Below are 16,297 nucleotides of genomic sequence, written 5' to 3' on the forward strand. Positions count from 1 at the left end.
TGGTTTTTGGGTCATTCAGAGGTCAAGGCGTGATTGTTCTCCTTCTTCTGGCGCGCTGCGGCGGCTGAACTGGCTTTGAAGCGGAAGCTGTCGTTTCCGGTCTCCAGGATGTGGCAGCGATGGGTGAGCCGGTCGAGCAATGCGGTGGTCATCTTGGCATCGCCGAAGACTGTGGCCCATTCGCTGAAGCTGAGGTTGGTGGTGATGACGACGCTAGTGCGTTCGTAAAGCTTGCTCAGCAGATGGAAGAGCAGCGCCCCGCCCGAGGCGCTGAAGGGCAGGTATCCCAGCTCATCGAGGATCACGAGATCAAGGCGGGTCAGGCTTTCGGCAATCTGCCCGGCCTTGCCCTTGGCCTTTTCCTGTTCCAGGGCATTGACCAGTTCGATGGTGGAGAAGAAGCGGACCTTGCGGCGGTGATGCTCGATGGCCTGGACGCCGAGGGCGGTTGCGGCGTGGGTCTTCCCCGTGCCCGGGCCGCCGATCAGGACGATGTTCTGGGCCCCGTCCATGAACTCGCAGCGGTGGAGTTGCCGGACTGTGGCTTCGTTGATCTCGCTGGCTGAGAAGTCGAAGCCCGAGAGGTCCTTGTAGGCGGGGAAGCGTGCGGCCTTCATGTGATAGGCGATGGAGCGGACCTCGCGCTCGGCCAGTTCGGCTTCCCGAAACGGGACGACGACCAGGAGTGAACGGCAGGGGCGGCGCAAGCCGCCCCTTTGCCGTTCCATCCAGTCGCTCACGCGGGCAGCCTGCGGCCAGGAAGATCGAGGTGGCCCGCTGATGGCGGGCCGCGACAGCCGGGGGATTCGGGCGATGCCGAACGCCCCGGCTTTTTTCCTGGGTCGCGTTGCCGCGGCCCGTGTCGGGAACCGCCGGTTCCCCCGTTCAAGGGCGCGGCGGCTTGACGGGGCGAGGGGTATCCCCAGCCTTCCTTCGCGCTGCGCGCTCCGTGCAGGCCGGGTGATCCCCCTCCCCTCGCCCCTACCGCCGACCCTTGATCGGGTCCCCCTCCTGCCCTCGCCGGGAGGCAGGGTTTCAGGAGAGGCGCGCGGTTCCCGCGTCCTCGCCCGAAAACCCGCCCCATGATGGGCAACCCGACCACGGCAAAGACCAAGGCGGGACCGTCGCAAAGGAGGCCACACATGGCTGATACTTATCGCTTGGGATCATCCCCCCTCGTTCACACCCCCGGCCTGATCGCATGGGCGATCAATGGCTACCATTTCGAGGAAGATCGTCTGCAGCTGCTGGACGTGATCGCCGCGACCTATCCCGGCGTGCCGCGTGAGGCGCTGGAACAGGTGCTACTGCGCAAGATCGACTATCACGTCGAAGGCGAAACCGTCCTGTTCACCGTGGAGGCTGACCATGCCCGCGCGTGACACTGATCACCCCATCACCATTCATTGCCCGCATTGCGGAGGTGAAAACATTCTGGCCGACGCCTGCGCCCGCTGGAACGTGGAAACGCAGCAATGGGAACTGTCCAACGTCTTTGACGATACGACCTGCGTCGATTGCGGCATCGAGGTCAGCGCCATCGAGCGCCCCGTTCAGGAGGGCGCATGATGGCCCAGTTCGATGTTTACCAGCATGTCACCGACCAAATCATTGCCAGCATCGAGGATGGCACCCCGGTCTGGCGGAAGCCATGGACCGGCGATCAGGGCGGCATTCCCTTTCCCCGCCGCAGCACCGGCGAGTTTTATCGTGGTATCAATATCCTGATGCTCTGGGCGCGGGCCGCTGAACAGGGCTATCGCAGCGCCCATTGGTTTACCTATCGTCAGGCGCAGGAGGCAGGCGCGCAGGTCCGCAAGGGCGAGAAATCCGCAACGGTCGTGAAGTATGGCACCGTTGATCGCACTGATGCCGAGACCGGCGAAGAAAAGACCATCGGCTATACCAAAGCCTATCGCGTCTTCAATGCTGACCAAATCGACGGCTTGCCCGAAGACTTTCAGGCCAAGCCCATCGAGGCCCCGCGCGATCTCGGCACCGAAACCGATCCGGCACTTGACGCCTTCTTTGAGGCGAGCGGGATCGCGCGGCGCAGCAGCGAGCGGCCGGAAGCCTTCTATGATGTGGCGGGTGATTTCATCCACATGCCGCCCGTCGCGACGTTTCATGACGCCGCCGGATATTACGCCACCCTGGCCCATGAAGCCTGTCACGCCACGGGTGCTGTGCATCGGCTGGACCGTTTCAGCCGGTTCAACGGGCGCACGGATCGGGCGTTCGAGGAACTGGTTGCCGAAATCGGCAGCGCCATGGTCTGCGCCCAGATCGGCGTGACGCCGGATTTCGGGCAGACAGCCGCCTATGTCGAAAGCTGGTTGCGGTGCCTCAAGGACGACAAACGGTTCATTTTCAAGGCCGCAACCGAGGCCCAGAAAGCCGCCGACTGGCTGATGCGCACCGCGCCAGCGGACCTCAGCGAACAGGAGGTGGCCGCATGAGCGGCCCCCTTCCCCTCGCCACCCTGACCTGCCGCAAATGCGGCAGCGTTAATCCGATGGCCTATCTCGCCCCGATCATCCTGCCCGGCGATCCAGCAGGCACCTGCATCTGCATTCCCTGCGCCGACGCACAAGGCTGGCTCGACCGGGACGGCAATCTGAAACCCGGCATCACCCTATAACGGAGAACAGCCATGCACAGCTTTTCCGCTTATTGCCGCCTGAATGTCCCGGTCAGCGCCAGCCACCGGACCGTGATCCGTGCGGCGTCCAGTAAGATCAATCCCCGTGCCCGGTTCGATCCGGATCGGCGTGGCGACCGACACGAATATTTTCGCGCCATGCTGGATCATCACAACGACGCGCGCGACCTCGCCGCGCGCCATCGGCTGTGAGGGCGAAGCGATGATCTATGAACTGCGCGATCACCCCGACGATCTGCCGATCCGCTGCGCCACGCTGGCCGAGGCGCGAAAGCGCGGCCGGCAGCGCCGTGAACGGTTCGGAATCGAAATCCTGATCTATGAGATCGATCCTTTCGAGGGCGAGAAACTATTGGAGGTTGTCAGCTGATGCCCACTCGCAAATATACCGACAACCAGTTGAGCGAGGCAGCGGGACTGCGCGAAATCGGTCTATCATATGCCGCCATCGCCCGCAGGCTCGGCATGTCAGTCGGTGCCGTCAGTTGGCACTGCCTGCGCCTTGGAGCGGACAGCCCAAACATGCGCGGTAAGGTTCCGGTCGTGCGTGGGCCGATGATCTGCACCCGAAGCGGCTATAAGGTGCGGAAATTCACCGCCGACGAAGATGCCATCATTATGAAAATGGATCTGGACGGAGCGACGACTGCCGAAATCGCCAGCGCCCTCGGTCGGCCGTGGAACTCGACCCGCGGGCGGCAAATGACGCTGGCGCGGCACGCCGCCCGCCGAGAGGAAGGCATTTAGGATTGCGCTACGACACCCTCCTTTTCGAGGGCTTCACGGACGGTCGCCGGGATACGATAGCTCAGATGGCCTTCCTCATCGTCCCATTCAGTTTCGAAGAAATAGGTTTCTTCGTCATGCCCGTCCGTATGACTGATGCGGCGACCGAACGCGCCCATGAGACCGGCGAATTGCGAGCGAGTATAATCACTGGCCTCGCAAAGTTCGGTCATCGTCAACCATTCTTCTCCAGAATCATAGAGCGCCTGAAGCACGGCACGCATTGGTTCTGAGATTGGCCGGCGCTTTAGGACCCGTCGCGCAAATTTCACAGAAACCGGCACATCGTCGTCATCTGGCGTCGCAGAACCGGTCTTTTCAATTCCGGCAGCCGGGCTTTCATCTTGAGGTATCTGCTGCACACCGAGGTTTTTAGCTACTTCGCTAAGTTCTTCAGCTGAACCTTCAAACACGTATAATTTCATCATGGCCTCCTTCGGGCAGTCATAATAACCGTGTAGCACTACATATGAAGGCTAAAAGAAGTTTCAAGACATTACAGAGCTAAAGAATGCGCTATGATGTTCTATATGTAAGAATAGATATGCTTTGAGGCATCTTGTGGCACTGTTCTAAGTGCCTCGGCGCTTGGGCTATTCGCCACTGCAGGATGGGTTTCAGGTTCAATTTCAGGCGGTTGGCTATGCCGCCAATGCCCACAGCCGGAACCGCCTTGCTCCGGTCACTTCGCGGATCAACCCCAATCCTTCCAGTCGCACGAGCAGCCGCTCCGCCGTATCGCGGCTGATACCTGCATCCGCTTCCAGCGACGCGGCGGACACCACTGGATGCGCCATCAGCACATAGATCGCCCGTGCCGCGTTCCCGCCCTTGATCCGCGCCGTCGCCTGCCTGGTCCGTTCCACCCAACCCGTCAGCCGCCGGATGGTCCGGAAGCCCTCCTCGCAACCCGCCGCGACGGCCGCGCACCATGCCGTCAGATGGTCCTGCGGATCACCCCCTGTGTTCCAGACCCTGCGTCCGGCCTGCCCCATCGGCACCATCGCCAGCGGCCCCGCGCTGTCCGCCATCGCCCGGGCCGCCCAGCACATCCCTTCCAACTGATGCCCGTCCGGTGACAGGTCGGTCAGCCGCCACAGCCGCTGCCCATAGGCGGCGCAGGTGGTGGCGTGGCAGCCGTCAAGCGCCGCCAGTCCCATCGCAAAGCCCTCGGCCTCGTTGTCGAAGTCGTCGCCGGTCTTGCGCAGCAGGTCGCTGTCCCCGCGCCCCGGCCCCTGCGCCGCGCGGTGCAGCGCCAGAAAATCCCGCAGATCGTCCACGCGCCCCCTGCCCTGCAGCCGCCCGATGGCCCACCGGGCCAGCGACAGCGCCTCCAGATCGACCGAGGCCGGGGCATCGGCCAGATCGCGGATCAGCACGTCCTGGCCGATCGGCGTGCCCGCGGCCCAGAGCATCGCTTCCACTTCCATCAGCGCCAGCCGGGTGATCAGACCGCGGCGCAGGGTCTCGTCCAGACCGGCCAGCAGCCCGTCCAGTCGACCGATGGCCATCGCGGCCTGCGCCAGGTCCACCGCGCAGGTTTTCTCGGCGGCACGCCAGGCGGCGGGATCGAGCAGCTGACGCCGATCCGCCCGTGGCAGCGGCGGATCGGCCGGATCAGCATCGTCCGACGGGTCGAACCAGTAGTCGTCCAAATCGCTCATATCCGCAGAATAGGCGATAAATGCGGATCACTGAAGCACCTTCTTTTGATCGCAATTACTATCGATAAGATGCCATTATCGACAGTGTTGAGATGGTCCTGAAAAATGCGTACTCTGGCCGCGACGGGACAGGACGATTGCCGATGGACGAGGCCTCAGAACGGGTTTTCCAGCGCCACCCCGGTGGGCGCAAAATCGGCGGTGTTGCCGGTGACGACCGTGGCGCCCCGTGCGAGCGCCGTGGCTGCAATCATCAGGTCGGCGCCGTCATGGCCGATCTCCTGGCTGAGGCGGCCCCAAATACGCGCATCCTCAGGTCCGAAGGGCAGCAGCCGATCGCCGAAGAGCCGCAGGGTCCGGTCCAGCCAGGCGCGCAGGTCGGCGGCAAAGCCGGCATTGCGGGACGCCTGCTGATGGATCCCACGCTCGATCTCGCCAAGCGTGATGACCGAGAGAAACAGCTCGGCTTCGGCTTTGTCGGCCAGCCAGGCCGCCACCTGCGGCGCGCGGTCCGGCCGGCGCACCGCCGAGATGACATTGGTATCGAGCAGGTACATCAGAAACGGACATCACGCGGTGTCACCCGGCCTCGCGGCAGGTCGAACTCGTCGCTGCCGTCATCCGGAAAGGCCATCAGATGTGCGACAAAACTGCCGCGCTCCTCTCGGGCGCTGTCGAGAAGCCGCCGGTATTCCTCCGCCGCCATCACCACCACGGCCGGCTTGCCGCGCCGGCTGACCTGTTGCGGCTGGCCGGCCAGGGCCGCATCCACCACGGCGCTGAAGCGATTCTTGGCATCCTGCAGGGTCCACATTGACTTTATCCTGTCTAGCTGTCTGTCTAGATATAGGCGCGCGGAACGCTGATGACAAGCCTCCCGCTCGCCCCCCCGTCGCTCACGCCCGCCGACCAGGATGCCCTGGCCGAGCTGTTCCGACGCGGGACCGCCGAGAACACCCTGCGTGCCTATGAACAGGATCTGGCTTACATCACCGCCTGGAAGGCGGCTGCCTTCGGCGCAGCGCTGCACTGGCCCGAGGCCGAGCCCGTGGCGCTGCGCTTCATTCTCGATCATGCGCAAGATCTTCGCGCCAGCACGGGCCCCGCGCGCGCGGCGGCCGAGGCCCTGGTGCGGGCGGGTCTGCGACGCGATTACGCCGCCCCTGCCCCGTCGACGCTGGACCGTCGTATTGCCAGCTGGCGCGCGTTCCACCGGATGAAGAACCTGGCCTCGCCCTTCGACGCGCCGCTGATCAAGGAGGCGCGGGCCAAGGCGCGGCGCGCCGCCGCGCGGCCGCGCCAGCGCAAATCTGAAAACCCGATCACCCGCGACATCCTGAAGGCGATGCTGGCCACCTGCCACGGCTCACTGCGCGATCGGCGCGATCACGCCGCCCTCGCCCTGGCCTGGGCCAGCGGCGGGCGCCGGCGCTCCGAGGTCACGGCACTGAATCGCGACGATATCGATGACCGGCCGATGGCAGAACGTGGGCTGATCCGCATTCGTCTGCTGCACACCAAGACAACAACGCCGGATCGGGCGCCGTGGCTGCCGCTGAAAGGCTTTCCGGCGCGATCGGTACTGGCCTGGATCGCGGCGGCCGGGATCGAGGGCGGGCCGCTCTTCCGGCCCGTCAGCCAGGCGGACCGGGTGCTGACCCGCCGGCTGACGCCCGGCGGTTTTCGCACCATTGTCGCGCATCGTCTCGAGCTGGCCGGCTATCCGCGTGATTTTGCCAGCCCACACGGGCTCAGGTCGGGATTCCTCACCCAGGCGGCCCTGGACGGTGCCCCGTTGGCGGCCGCCATGCAGCTTTCGCTGCATCGTGACCCGGGACAGGCCCAGGCCTATTACGCCGATGTCGAGATCGAGGATAACCCGGCGACGGATCTGCTGGGCTAATTTTAAGCGCAAAAGCCGCCACATGGAGCGTGGGCGACAGGACCGTCACGTTCCGTTGGCAAGCCATGTTCGGCAGCCGGCAGGACCGTTGAACATGACGATCGCTCGCGTCATCCGCGGCTTTTCAGGTTGTGCTGATGCCGCTCGCCTCTACCAAATATAGGGGTGGCGGGCAAAAAACCCTTGCGAGAATCGGAAAACTGTCACATCCATTTACGGAATAAAGAGAATATGACGGTCCACAGCGTAACAACCCGACTGCAAGGGCCGCAGAGCATGAGGGCATGATGCTGCCAAAAACGCGCATCGACAAGTTGGTGGGTAGCCATGCGCTGGCCCTTTCCGAGCGGCTGCAGGCGCATCGCGCGCAACTGTTTCCGCCGGATGCACGGCGTGAACTGCGCAAGTTCACCAGCGGCGAGGTCGCCGACCTTCTGGGCGTGAAGGACGCTTATCTGCGCAAGCTCGACCTTGATGGCAAGGGCCCGAGCCCTGAAACGCGGGCAGGTGGTCGGCGCTATTACAGCCCGCAGGATATTCAAGCGCTACGGCAACTGCTTGAAAAAGGGGCGAAAAGCCCTGGAACCTATTTGCCCGGTCGCCGAGACGGCGACCATTTGCAGGTCATCACTGTGATCAACTTCAAGGGCGGCAGCGGCAAGACCACGACCGCGGCGCATCTGGCGCAGAAGCTCGCGCTGGACGGTTATCGCGTGCTGGCGATCGATCTTGATCCGCAGGCCAGCCTGTCGGCGCTGCACGGCGTGCAGCCGGAATTTGATCTGAGCGATGGCGGGACGATCTATGATGCGATCCGCTATGAAGACCCGGTGTCGTTGCGCAACATCATCCAGAAGACCTATTTCACCAATCTCGACCTGATTCCCGGCAATCTTGAGCTGATGGAGTTCGAACACGATACCCCGCGCGCTATCCTCGAACGCTCGGGCAAGCTCTTCTTTACCAGAATTGGTGATGCGCTGGCCGAGGTGGAATCAGATTACGACGTCGTTGTCATCGATTGTCCCCCGCAACTGGGTTTTCTGACCATGTCGGCCTTGTCTGCGGCAACTGCGATCCTTGTGACCGTGCACCCACAGATGCTGGATGTGATGTCGATGTGCCAGTTCCTGCTGATGACGTCGAATTTGCTGGGTGTGGTTGCCGAGGCAGGGGCGGATATGGATTACGACTGGTTGCGTTACGTCGTGACACGCTACGAGCCGGGCGACGGTCCGCAGAACCAGATGGTCAGCTTCATGCGCTCGATGTTTGGCGAACATGTGCTGAATCATACGGTCCTCAAATCCACTGCGATCTCGGATGCCGGCATCACCAAGCAGACCTTGTACGAAGTCGAAAAGTCAGCATTCACCCGATCCACCTATGAACGCGCGATCGAAAGCCTGAACGCGGTGAATGGCGAGATCGAGGGTTTGATACAGTCGGCCTGGGGCCGGAAAGGGGAGAGCTGATGGCCCGCAAGAACCTGCTGCAAGGTCTGATGAGTCAGGCCCCTGCCGAGCCCGAGGACACCGCGAACGCCCTGCCCCGCTACGAGCGCGGCGCAATTGGCGCGGTGTCCAAATCCATCGATGATCTGAAACGCCGCGCCATCATCGACGTGCTTCCCGACATGATCGACAATGCCGGGCTGAAAGACCGCTTGGACGAAGATCCCGAGGGTCTCGCTGTGCTGACCGAGTCGATCCGCGAATACGGCCAGCAGGTTCCTGTTCTGTTGCGCCACAGCCCGAATAGCGAGGGCCGGTATGATGTGGTCTATGGTCGTCGCCGTGTCGCCGCGCTGAAGGCGCTGCGCCAGCCGGTCAAGGCGATGGTGCGAACGCTGGACGACCGGGAACTGGTCATCGCTCAGGGTCAGGAAAACAGCGCCCGCAAGGATTTGTCGTTTATCGAGAAGGCCTTGTTCGCCCAGCAGATGGTGAAGGCGGGCTATGAGCGCAAGATTGTCTGCGACGCTCTTTCGATCGACAAGACCGTGATTTCGCGAATGCTGACGGTCGCCGAAAGCTTGCCGCATCGATTGATTCTGGCGATCGGTTCGGCACCTTCGGTCGGCCGTGACCGTTGGCTGGCTCTGGTACAGCGCGCACGGGGTGCCGATCTGGTTACGCTGCAACGCGCTGCGCAGGGCCCAGGATCGGATCAGCGGTTTGAGGCGGTGTTTGCCGCTGCGGCACCGGCCCGCCCCGCCTCGTCAGGCCCGCGCAAGCTGACCGGCGATGGTGGCGAGACCTTGGGCGAAGCGCGCGCTGCAAAGAACAAACTGGTGATCGAGCTTTCCGGACAAGGCCGCGAATTCGGCGATTGGTTGGCAGATCACCTTCACGAAGTTCACCGCAACTGGCTGAAATCAAACAGCTAAGCGGGGACATAACAGGCAAGAAATCAAACAGGAGGCACGATCAAGGCAAAAAAGAAGCCCCTCAGGACATGACATCCCAAAGGGCCGCTGTTTCGTTCTAGCACCTCGAACATAGCGGTATTGGTTGACAGCTGTCAACAACGTCGATCCAGGCGAACGGCTTTTCTTTGCCCCGTGACAGACAATATGCGACACATTTCAATGACGCCTTTCGGGCGGCAACCGGTGACGGCTGGCCTATTGGCAACCCAAGCGCTGGCAGAGGCTCCTGCCCCGGACAGCGCACCCGACAAGTGGGCGCTGCTGCGGGATCTGACGGCGGCGCGCACGGTTTTCAATGTCACCGACCGTGATCTTGCAGTCCTGGCGGCGCTGTTCAGCTTTCATCCGGGCAAAGAGCTGGCTGACGACGACGCACTGATCGTGTTTCCCTCGAACGCCTCATTGTCCGAGCGGACGCACGGCATGGCCGAAAGCACGCTGCGCCGCCATCTGGCCGCGCTGACCCGTGCCGGCCTGATCCTGCGCCGTGACAGCCCCAACGGGAAGCGCTACGCCGCGCGTGACCGCAGCGGCGCCCTCGATCGCGTGTTCGGCTTTGACCTGCGCCCCCTGCTGATCCGCAGCCCCGAAATCGCCGAGGCTGCCGAGGAAGCACGCCGCGAGGCATTTGCGTTGCGCAGGCTGCGCGAACAGGTCGTCATCCGTGTGCGCGACGCGGGCAAATTGATTGCCTGGGCAATCGAAACAGACATGGGTGCCCCAGCAGCCCTCATCGCCGATCTGGCGGAGCTTCAGCGCTTGCTGCGGCGGAAGCTGGACATTCAGTGTCTGGCAACTCTTGCCGCCCGTGCCGAGAACGTCCTGGATCAGGTACGTTCGCTGAGCAAAACAGAAAAAATGGACGGCAATGCCGACGTTAATGAGCGGCACCAACAGAATTCAAAACCAGACTCTTATGAATCTGAACCTTGCTTAGAGCACCAAGAGGGCGAAGCCGCCGCGTCATCTGCGGAACCGGCCATGCCATTGGGACTGGTGCTGAAGGCGGTGCCCGACATTTTGGATTATGCTCCGGATGGTATCCGAACCTGGCGGGATCTGATTGGGGTGGCTGGTTTCGTGCGCCCAATGTTGGGTATCAGCCCGGATGCCTGGGACAGTTCGCGACGAGTTATGGGCGATGCCGCTGCGGCCATCGTGTTGGCGTGCATGCTGCAGAGGGCGGAAACAATCAACAAACCCGGCGGCTATCTGCGGGCGTTGACCAGCAAGGCAGAGGCTGGAGCATTCTCGGTCGGGCCGATGGTCATGGCTTTGCTGCGCGCCGAAAACGGGCGGCCAGTCTGATGCAATCGGGGACAGTTGACGGCTGTCAACTTTGGGCGCGGTCGCGACATGGCCGGAGCGTTGACAGCTGTCAACTTCCGCCCGGTCGTTGGCGAGACAGCGTGTGCCCGCGCGCTTTGGGCAGATCGGAACGGTCCCCTCGCCGAACCTCCTTTTGCCCTCGATACCTCTCGGCACCGTGCTTCAGACGCGTCGCTTTCTTTGTCGCTTGTAGGTCAGAACAAGGATGACTTTCTGCCAGGACGTGCATTACGCCTTCCAGGCTCGCAGTTGTGCCGCTGTGGCTGGCTGCGCCGCGGGGATTCTCGCGTTCTCGTAACTCGCGATAGAACCGCAGTCTGGCAGGCAATTCACTGGCCGGGAAGCTGCCAGACCAATAAGTGCCCACAAGACTGATGCGATCAGATCGTTTGTCAAAGCTGATCAACATCGATCAGATCCTTTCCTTCCCGAAGCGCCTGCAGGATAGCGTGACGCTCATCATCACGCAGGCCGTCGAGCAATCGCTGCATCATGCGAAACCGGCCGCGTCGACCGAGCCGATATGAGATCAGTCTGCGACCAGCTGCGATGAAGATTGCGCGAAGCTCTTCAAAACTTGCAGCGTGCGCCCAGAACTCTGCATCACTGTCAGCATCGATGAAGGTCGGGAGCGGAACACCAGTCCGCCATTCTTCCAGGATGACCGCCAAGACATGCTCAGCGTCATCTGGGTGACAGGCGTAAATACCGTCGACCAGATCCACAATTCGTGAGAGCCGCATGCCTGGGCTCATGTTCCCATTGTCACGTCTTTCTTGCGTCGACATTATCGCCTCCATTGATCTGGAGCGCCCAAATTGGGACAGCCCCGAAAACAAGCGTTTTCGGGGTCTGGCCGTCGCCGAGACTGGGGGTAGCAGAGACAAGGAAAATCGACTGGGGTGGTGCGGCCCGCAGCCGAAGGCGAGGACACGGCCCTGTCTATTTTCCTTGGCGGCGCGAGGGGCAACGCCCCTTAGTTCTTTGGCGCGGCAGGCGACGCGTTCGACTTCGCCGAAGCCCCACTGTAACGTGTTCAGTGACCTTTGGCCGCCAGCCAGGCATTAAAATGCGGTATAAACTGGGCGCGTGCCCATCGCGACATGGGCCCTTCAATCCCGGTCATCGCCTCAGGATCGACTTCTCTCGTGAGACGGTCATAAGCGGCCCGGCTGATCATCATGGAGGTATCAAACGGATGGCTGGCGTCTTTCATGCGGTCGTTCGGTACTTCGGTATAGTTGATGCCTGCTTCGATCCGCTCGATCAGCTGAGGCCGCAAGTCGGCGAAGGCTTTTCGGAACACGGCACTGACCGGACAGCGGGCCTTTTCTGCCCAGGTAGTTGCCCGTTCTGTCAGGTCGGTTGGACAGCGGAAGGTGACGCGCAGCTTGATATTTGTCACCTTGCCGGCCTCGGGCGGTGTCTTCTGCTTCGGGGCGGTCGTGTGCACCTCTGTGGCTGCTGAAGGATGGCTCGTCGCATCCGTGATCGAGGTAAGACTCCCTGGCTTCACTTCCTGATCGGATGGCTTGTCAGCGGGAGTCGATGCCGCCGCCGACATTTCAGTCGATTTTTTCACTGCTGGGCTTGGCGCCGGTTTTGCGACAGATGTTGGCTGCTCTGCTGGCCTAGCCACGTCCAGACGGGCCGCAAAACTGTCGTCGCGCCTGTTAACTGTGCCGCGATCCTTGAGCCGAGCCATCACGCATTCTCCCTGATGATTTCGTCAAACTGGTCGAGCAGCTCGCCCATCTCGGTCAGGCCCGGTGTGATCGACTGCACCAGGCTGCGGTTGGGGTGCTTGTCGCGGATGACTCCCAACAGTCCGGTGTCGTTCATGCGCTCATAACACGCCCGGTCCAGGACAAAATCCTCGAGCGTCGGAAGCGTCTCGAACATGATTGCGATCTGCGCTTTGGCAGATTCGCTGATTGACTTGCCGACATGGCTGCCGACGACGCGGAAAGGGGGCACATGATCCGGGTCGTCGACTCGGGTTTTCAGACGCGCGTGCCAGATGCCGGTTGCGGTGGTGTCGCGCACATCCTGTGACGACAGCCGGCAGGGTGAGACGATAAGGTGCGCCGTCATGGCCATTTCGTCATGCGCCTCAGATCCGCCACCGAAGGTGTCGATCAGGATCAGGTGATCTTCATCTTCCCCTTGGTACAGCCTCTGAATATCCTCAAGGACCGTCTCTGCATCCAACGTCCCGATGACCTCGATGCGGTCGTGCCAATAGCCCTGGCGTCGTGCCTCGGTCATCCATTCCGCGATGCCCTGGTTCGAGTCGGTGTCGAAGACCGTCACGCGTTCGCCCCGATCGATGGCCACGGAGGCCAGACCGCGCACGAGGGTCGATTTGCCGCAGCCTCCCTTCTTGTTCATGACCGTGATGATCCGTCTGCCTTTGTCCACGATGCGCTATCCGTCCTGCGTGATGCGATAACCTTAATACGTAACACGACAACCGTGGAACGACAAGCGACGACCGAGGTGCGGCATACATTAACCGTAATGCGAGAGCCATGAAACGGTATCCGACGTACAACAATCGTCATCCGGCATGCGTCAACCGACACCCGCAATGCATGGTGCGTGCTGCATGGTTCGAGGGTCTGCATTCTGACTGTGCTTGACGCTAATCGAGTCATGTCCAGCGCGGGCCAGCGGAACGAGGTGCGACATGCACCATCCGCAAACCGTGATGCGAGATCCGATGTGGCGTAGCGAAGGGCAGGGGCGTTGAGAGGGTGCGTAAGGACCAGGAGCGGGGCCAGGCTCTAACCCGATGCGGCGCGGGCTTCAGCGGCCGCCTGGCGGCACTCGGCGCGCGCCTGAAGCGGTGTCGCAAGAGCGACAAGCCTAAAGCGTCAAGAAAACGGACCACATGTGCCGCACCGAGCAACCTCGGCGATCGCCCCAATCGGTGCCGCCTACGGCGGCAAGTTCCCGATTGTTTGGTGGGCGATCTTGGGTTACCTTGGCTCATGTGGGGAAGTGGCAGGAAATGCGGAATGTATACAAACCGTCTGACCGCCATCGTCAGGAGACTATTGATGGCGCGTAAATCGCTGACGAAAGACCAGAAGGCAGAGGCCATCCGCCAGTTGAAGGCGGGCGGGGCTGTTTCCACGGTTGCTGACGCGGTTGGTGCCGCGCCTGAGGCGATCAAGAAGGAAAAGGCCCTGAAACTGCGTCAATCCGAGGCGACCACGACCTATGGAAGTGTCGTTACCGTGCGGCTATCCCCCGAGGAGGTGCACCAGTTGGACAGGCTGAAAGGGGTTCTTGGCACAGAAAGTCGTTCCGATGTGCTGCGCACCTTGCTGCGATCCAGTGTCGGGATGCTCGAATTTCCGCCTGAACAGGCGGCGGAGCTTGAGGCAATCAAACACGAGCTTCACAAGATTGGCGTCAACATCAACCAGATCGCCTTTGCTGCCAACACTCGGAAGATCAAGCTGGCGAAGGGTCAGATGCACGCCCTGGACGATTTGCGGCTCACCATGCCGAAGGTGCGCACCTTCCTTCAGGCGGTGGTCAGCGAGCAACGGCGTCGTGGAGTGCGACTGTTCAAAGCCTTCATCGAGGGTGAAGCATGAATCACGGTGGGCTGGCAAAGGCGCTGATCGGCGAGATCGAGTTTCCGATCTGGCAGGGCGGGGCGGGTATGCTGGCCTTCCAGCAGGCCGAGGTCGCGCGCGAGTTCGACAGGTTCATGACCCCGAAGCCGAAATTTTCCGGGCGGGCGGCGGGCCTGTGGCGCGTCGCCCAGGGCTCGAATGCGGTGGTGCTGAAGAAGATCCACAATGGCGGCACGCACACCGGAAAGCAGCTTGGCAACCAGCTGGATTACCTCTTCTCCAAGGCAGCGGCGGTGTTCGGCAACATGGCCGATCTGGACCCGCGCGCCCGGACGCTGAACGGCGATCAGCGCAAGGTGATCGTCGATCAGTGGTCTGACGAATGGACCGGCGATCCGAAGAACGGCCATACCACGCATCTGCTGGTTTCCTTCCCCTTCGATGTGAGCGGGGAGCGCGGCCGGCCAGTGGTCGAAGAATGGTGCATGGAGATGTTCCAGTCCGGTCTGCATTCGGATGGCGAGGAATGGGCCTATGTTGCGGCCCTGCACACCGATCGGGTCAACAGGCATGTCCATGTCGTCGTGAACAACCGGGGCCTGGAGAATGGCGACTGGTTCTATATGGCGAAGGACCACGCCTTTAATCTGGATTTCATGAAGGAACGGCTGGTCGAGATCGCCGCCGGGCAGGGCATGTTTCTGGACAAGAGCAGCCGCCTGGACCGGGGCGTCCTGACCTATGGGCCGTCACGGGCCGAGATCGAGCGGGCTGCGCGTGAAGGCCGTGAGCCCGTCGAGGCCCGCCGCCAGGGCAGGGCGCTCAGCGATGCCCTCGATCACATTCAGCGCAATATCGAGACGCTGCGCAGTCTCGCGGTCGTGGCCACGCTCATCAGCGACGAGCACCTGGCCCGGAAGATCGAGGCCGCAGCCGACCTGCTGGAACAGGGCGGCATTATCAATCACAGAAATCAGGAGATCGTCATGGACGCTGAAACCATCCGCAATCGCGGCGATCTGGCCACTGCCTTCGGGAACTGGCTGGATGAAAGCGAGAAGGACATTTCGCGCCTGCCCGTGCAGGAGCAGCGCGAAATGCGTGAGGAACTCTACGGTATTGCCTCGGAGATCGTGCGCGATCTGGGCGATGATCGCGGCGCGCAGCTGATGCACCATGCCCCGCGCACCCCGGTCTATCAGGCGCAGATGGACGGAGATCGCATCACCATCGAGGACAAGCACAACGTCATCGGGCCGGATGGCTCAAAGGCAATGACGGCGCAGATCGGCGCGGCCGCAGAGAAGGCCGGTCTCGATCCGAGCGTGATCCAGTCCCGGATGGAGCTTGGTGCCGCGAATGCCTGGCAGGAGCGCGAATGGATCAAGGCCGATATTCTGGCCGTGGCCGACGCGAAGAAGATCGATCTGTCTTCCGAGGACGGGCGGGGCAGGGCGGCCGAGCTGGTCGACAGCTTCTATGCCGCGGCGGCGCGGACGATTTCACGCGCAGTGCCGATCGAGCAGGAGGCCACAAATGACAAGCTCACCCGCACCCTGTCTGTAATGGCCGATGCTCACGCCCAGCATGGCAAGGTCGAGTTCCAGAATGATGAGCACGCTGCGCGCTTCGGGGCCGACTTCCGCGAACGCTATGGCGAGAATGCCATGGCGCGGATGGCGACCGGCGACACCAACGCCCTGGCCGTCGATTTTCCTGATGCGGGTCAGCGTCGGGCTATCGCGCGGGCTGTGGCAGCGGCGGGCGAAGCCCATCAGTCGGTCGGCATCACGCTCGCCCAGACCCGGCAGGTCAAAGAGAAAATGGCCGAGCAGGAGGCTGACGAGCATCACGTTTCGCGTCGCAAGGATCTCGGTCACGAGTTGTGATCGCATCACCGATTGAACCGGGGGCCGCCAGGATATACATTAT

The 16,297-nt window shown here is 62.2% G+C and carries 20 protein-coding genes; 12 read left to right on the top strand and 8 right to left on the bottom strand.

What is annotated here, in order from left to right:
* Nucleotides 1–11: 11 nt before the first annotated feature.
* On the bottom strand, nt 12–728 hold the full coding sequence (gene istB / locus CUV01_RS18565) for an IS21-like element helper ATPase IstB (RefSeq protein ID WP_422385884.1): 717 nt from the start codon (nt 726–728) through the stop codon (nt 12–14).
* 414 nt (nt 729–1,142) lie between these two features.
* Between istB and CUV01_RS18570 the strand changes: the two genes are divergently transcribed.
* The 6 genes from CUV01_RS18570 to CUV01_RS18590 all read left to right on the top strand — a co-directional run bounded on the left by CUV01_RS18570 (nt 1,143) and on the right by CUV01_RS18590 (nt 3,409).
* Complete coding sequence (locus CUV01_RS18570; RefSeq protein ID WP_101462238.1) at nt 1,143–1,382, top strand: hypothetical protein; 240 nt, start codon at nt 1,143–1,145, stop codon at nt 1,380–1,382.
* Nucleotides 1,369–1,569, top strand: a complete 201-nt coding sequence (locus CUV01_RS18575) for a hypothetical protein (RefSeq protein ID WP_101462239.1) — start codon at nt 1,369–1,371, stop codon at nt 1,567–1,569. The genes CUV01_RS18570 and CUV01_RS18575 overlap by 14 nt, the downstream gene beginning before the upstream one ends.
* Nucleotides 1,566–2,459 (top strand): ArdC family protein, encoded by an 894-nt coding sequence (locus CUV01_RS18580; protein WP_101462240.1) that lies wholly within the window; start codon nt 1,566–1,568, stop codon nt 2,457–2,459. Before CUV01_RS18575 ends, CUV01_RS18580 begins: the two co-directional genes overlap by 4 nt.
* Nucleotides 2,456–2,641, top strand: a complete 186-nt coding sequence (locus tag CUV01_RS19755; RefSeq protein ID WP_143795280.1) for a hypothetical protein — start codon at nt 2,456–2,458, stop codon at nt 2,639–2,641. Before CUV01_RS18580 ends, CUV01_RS19755 begins: the two co-directional genes overlap by 4 nt.
* 106 nt (nt 2,642–2,747) lie before the next feature.
* Complete coding sequence (locus CUV01_RS19760) at nt 2,748–3,032, top strand: hypothetical protein (RefSeq protein ID WP_157994914.1); 285 nt, start codon at nt 2,748–2,750, stop codon at nt 3,030–3,032.
* Nucleotides 3,032–3,409 (top strand): winged helix-turn-helix domain-containing protein, encoded by a 378-nt coding sequence (locus tag CUV01_RS18590; protein WP_101462242.1) that lies wholly within the window; start codon nt 3,032–3,034, stop codon nt 3,407–3,409. Before CUV01_RS19760 ends, CUV01_RS18590 begins: the two co-directional genes overlap by 1 nt.
* Here CUV01_RS18590 and CUV01_RS19765 read toward each other — a convergent pair.
* The 4 genes from CUV01_RS19765 to CUV01_RS18610 all read right to left on the bottom strand — a co-directional run bounded on the left by CUV01_RS19765 (nt 3,406) and on the right by CUV01_RS18610 (nt 5,926).
* Nucleotides 3,406–3,876, bottom strand: a complete 471-nt coding sequence (locus tag CUV01_RS19765) for a hypothetical protein (RefSeq protein WP_157994915.1) — start codon at nt 3,874–3,876, stop codon at nt 3,406–3,408. The two genes, CUV01_RS18590 and CUV01_RS19765, sit on opposite strands and share 4 nt — an antisense overlap.
* A gap of 213 nt (nt 3,877–4,089) precedes the next feature.
* Nucleotides 4,090–5,112 (bottom strand): DUF1403 family protein, encoded by a 1,023-nt coding sequence (locus tag CUV01_RS18600; protein WP_157994916.1) that lies wholly within the window; start codon nt 5,110–5,112, stop codon nt 4,090–4,092.
* A 155-nt stretch (nt 5,113–5,267) separates the two neighbouring features.
* A complete protein-coding gene (locus CUV01_RS18605; RefSeq protein WP_101462244.1) occupies nt 5,268–5,669 on the bottom strand; it encodes a type II toxin-antitoxin system VapC family toxin in 402 nt (133 codons plus the stop codon).
* On the bottom strand, nt 5,669–5,926 hold the full coding sequence (locus CUV01_RS18610) for a type II toxin-antitoxin system Phd/YefM family antitoxin (protein ID WP_101462245.1): 258 nt from the start codon (nt 5,924–5,926) through the stop codon (nt 5,669–5,671). Before CUV01_RS18610 ends, CUV01_RS18605 begins: the two co-directional genes overlap by 1 nt.
* 51 nt (nt 5,927–5,977) lie before the next feature.
* Between CUV01_RS18610 and CUV01_RS18615 the strand changes: the two genes are divergently transcribed.
* From CUV01_RS18615 to repC, 4 genes are all read left to right on the top strand, one after another.
* Complete coding sequence (locus CUV01_RS18615; protein WP_101462246.1) at nt 5,978–7,015, top strand: tyrosine-type recombinase/integrase; 1,038 nt, start codon at nt 5,978–5,980, stop codon at nt 7,013–7,015.
* Nucleotides 7,016–7,302: 287 nt separating this feature from the next.
* On the top strand, nt 7,303–8,490 hold the full coding sequence (gene repA / locus CUV01_RS18620) for a plasmid partitioning protein RepA (protein ID WP_101462310.1): 1,188 nt from the start codon (nt 7,303–7,305) through the stop codon (nt 8,488–8,490).
* On the top strand, nt 8,490–9,404 hold the full coding sequence (gene repB, locus CUV01_RS18625) for a plasmid partitioning protein RepB (protein WP_101462247.1): 915 nt from the start codon (nt 8,490–8,492) through the stop codon (nt 9,402–9,404). Before repA ends, repB begins: the two co-directional genes overlap by 1 nt.
* 186 nt (nt 9,405–9,590) lie before the next feature.
* Nucleotides 9,591–10,754: a plasmid replication protein RepC gene (gene repC / locus CUV01_RS18630; RefSeq protein WP_101462248.1), complete on the top strand. Its 1,164-nt coding sequence runs from the start codon at nt 9,591–9,593 to the stop codon at nt 10,752–10,754.
* A 413-nt stretch (nt 10,755–11,167) separates the two neighbouring features.
* Here repC and CUV01_RS18635 read toward each other — a convergent pair whose 3' ends face one another.
* From CUV01_RS18635 to CUV01_RS18645, 3 genes are all read right to left on the bottom strand, one after another.
* Complete coding sequence (locus CUV01_RS18635; RefSeq protein ID WP_157994917.1) at nt 11,168–11,563, bottom strand: hypothetical protein; 396 nt, start codon at nt 11,561–11,563, stop codon at nt 11,168–11,170.
* Nucleotides 11,564–11,811: 248 nt separating this feature from the next.
* Nucleotides 11,812–12,480, bottom strand: coding sequence for a hypothetical protein (locus tag CUV01_RS19770; protein ID WP_157994918.1), 669 nt, complete (start codon nt 12,478–12,480; stop codon nt 11,812–11,814).
* Nucleotides 12,480–13,196 carry a nucleotide-binding protein gene (locus CUV01_RS18645; RefSeq protein ID WP_101462251.1) on the bottom strand — a complete coding sequence of 239 codons (717 nt, stop codon included), beginning with the start codon at nt 13,194–13,196 and terminating at the stop codon, nt 12,480–12,482. The genes CUV01_RS19770 and CUV01_RS18645 overlap by 1 nt, the downstream gene beginning before the upstream one ends.
* A 599-nt stretch (nt 13,197–13,795) precedes the next feature.
* Here CUV01_RS18645 and mobC point away from each other — a divergent pair.
* Together mobC and CUV01_RS18655 are read left to right on the top strand one after the other, a co-directional pair.
* Nucleotides 13,796–14,383, top strand: coding sequence for a plasmid mobilization relaxosome protein MobC (gene mobC, locus CUV01_RS18650; protein WP_198731949.1), 588 nt, complete (start codon nt 13,796–13,798; stop codon nt 14,381–14,383).
* The gene (locus CUV01_RS18655; RefSeq protein ID WP_101462253.1) at nt 14,380–16,254 is read left to right on the top strand and encodes a relaxase/mobilization nuclease domain-containing protein; all 1,875 of its coding nucleotides are present in this window, start codon (nt 14,380–14,382) and stop codon (nt 16,252–16,254) included. Before mobC ends, CUV01_RS18655 begins: the two co-directional genes overlap by 4 nt.
* Nucleotides 16,255–16,297: the final 43 nt, after the last annotated feature.

Origin of the sequence: Paracoccus tegillarcae (genome assembly GCF_002847305.1) — a bacterium.
Lineage (GTDB): Bacteria > Pseudomonadota > Alphaproteobacteria > Rhodobacterales > Rhodobacteraceae > Paracoccus > Paracoccus tegillarcae.